At 68.2% G+C, this 1,423-nt stretch carries 2 protein-coding genes; both read left to right on the forward strand.

From position 1 onward, the window contains the following. Positions 1–97 precede the first annotated feature (97 nt). Positions 98–994, forward strand: a complete 897-nt coding sequence (gene tesB / locus JCM9942_RS15825; protein WP_054660821.1) for an acyl-CoA thioesterase II — start codon at positions 98–100, stop codon at positions 992–994. A gap of 3 nt (positions 995–997) precedes the next feature. Next, positions 998–1,423, forward strand: a 426-nt coding sequence (locus JCM9942_RS15830; RefSeq protein WP_054660823.1) for a putative signal transducing protein, incomplete at its 3' end; no start/stop codon positions are given.

A 1,423-nucleotide genomic window follows, 5' to 3' on the forward strand; every position in this document is an offset into this window, starting at 1 on the left:
CAGGCGCTGGTGGCGCGGCTGGGCAAGCGCTGACCGCGGACCGGCGGGCAGCCGGCGACCGCTATAATCGCGGCCTGTCGAATTGAAGGTCGCCGTCTTGTCCGCCAACGCCGAACCCGTGGTATCCGAACTGATTGACCTGCTGTCGCTGGAGCGGCTGGAGGACAACCTGTTCCGTGGCCAGAGCCGCGATATCGGCACCAAATACGTGTTCGGCGGGCAGGTGCTGGGCCAGGCGCTGGCCGCCGCCCAGGCCACGGTCGACAACGGCCGCCATGTGCATTCGCTGCACGCCTACTTCCTGCGGGCCGGCAACATCGACCACCCCATCGTCTATGACGTGGACCGCACCCGCGACGGCGGCAGCTTCTCGGTGCGCCGGGTCACCGCGATCCAGCACGGCAAGGTGATCTTCTTCTGCGCGGCCTCGTTCCAGCAGGCCGAAACCGGCGCCGAGCACCAGCACAAGATGCCCGAGGTGCCGCAACCGGAGGACATCGAGCCCAACCGCCCGTTGCCGGCCGAGGTGCTGGAGCGGTTGCCGGTGAAGGTGCAGCGCTGGCTCTCGCGCGGCGGCCCGTTCGAGTTCCGCCATGTCTACCCGCGTGACGAGCTCAATCCGCCTAAGCGCCCGCCCTATCACCAGGTGTGGCTGCGCCTGACCGAACCGGTCGGCGATGCGCCGGAACTGCACCAGGCGTTGCTGGCCTACGCCTCGGATTTCCACCTGCTGGGCACGGCCACTTTCCCGCACGGCATCAGCTACTACCAGCCGCATGTGCAGATGGCCTCGCTGGACCACGCGATCTGGTTCCACCGTCCGTTCCGCGTGGACCAGTGGCTGCTGTATTCGCTGGACAGCCCCAGCGCGCAGGATTCGCGCGGCCTGGCGCGCGGCCAGTTCTTCACCCGCGACGGGGTGCTGGTGGCCAGCACCGCGCAGGAAGGCCTGATCCGGGTCACGCCGGATGCCAACGAAACGAGCAAGGGCTGAACCATGCGCAAGATTTTCAGCAGTCAGCGGGTCGAGAACGCCGAGGGCGTGGCGCAGATGCTGCGCGATGCCGGTATCGAAGTGCGCGTCACCAATGGCCGCTCGTACCAGAGCAAGCGTCGGGGCCAGTTCAGCTATCTGGACAGGACCAGCGCCGGCAATCTGCCGTCGGTGTGGGTGGTGCATGCCAATGACCAGCCGCGGGCGCGCGAGATACTGCGCGAGGCACGCCTGCTGGACACCACCCGCCGCGACCATCCCACCGCCGAGTACGCCTTCAGCGAACCCCCGGCGGCCACCGGCAACGGTCGCAGCTGGGCCTGGCGCATCCGCTTCATCCTGATGGCGGTCATTGCCGCAGTGATCCTGATGATGGTGCTGCGCCACCGCGCGCCCTGGAACCGGTGGTCGCCGCGCCCGCGCCACAGG

It is taken from the genome of Stenotrophomonas pictorum JCM 9942 (assembly GCF_001310775.1).
Classification (GTDB): Bacteria; Pseudomonadota; Gammaproteobacteria; order Xanthomonadales; family Xanthomonadaceae; genus Stenotrophomonas; species Stenotrophomonas pictorum.